The organism is Brevibacillus sp. MER 51 (assembly GCF_023714195.1).
GTDB lineage: Bacteria > Bacillota > Bacilli > Brevibacillales > Brevibacillaceae > Brevibacillus.
In genome coordinates this window covers 1-481 of sequence record NZ_JAMAUS010000050.1, presented here as the reverse complement: position 1 = coordinate 481, position 481 = coordinate 1, and the positions used below count along the sequence as shown (strand labels likewise).

At 67.2% G+C, this 481-nt stretch carries 1 protein-coding gene; it reads right to left on the bottom strand.

The window, feature by feature from the left end:
• Nucleotides 1-481: M3 family metallopeptidase (locus M3630_RS30560; RefSeq protein ID WP_251254664.1), on the bottom strand; the 481-nt coding region annotated here is incomplete at both ends.

Sequence of the window (481 nt, the reverse complement as noted above, 5' to 3'; positions counted from 1 at the left end):
ACGCCGAGCTCGTCGACGCGCGTGAGCATGTGGTGCAGCCCGTGGCCGAATTCATGGAACAGCGTGATGACTTCATCGTGCGTGAAGCATGCGGGTTTGCCGCCGACCGGCGCGGAGAAGTTGCAGGTCAGGTACGCAACGGGCGTCTGCACGTCGCCGCCGCGCTTCGCGCGCGACCGCGCGTCGTCCATCCACGCGCCGCCGCGCTTGCCTTCGCGTGCGTACAGGTCGAGGTAGAACTGCGCGACGAGCGAGCCGTCGCGGTTCTCGACGCGGAAGAAGCGCACGTCCTTGTGCCACACCGGCGCGTCGTCCGGCTTGATCCGCACGCCGAACAGCGTTTCGGTGACGGTGAACAGGCCCTTCAGCGCGGCCGGTTCCGGGAAGTACTGCTTGACCTCGTTTTCCGAGAACGCATAGCGCTGCTGGCGGAGTTTTTCGGCCGCGTACGCGACGTCCCACGGGGCGAGCTCGGTGAGGC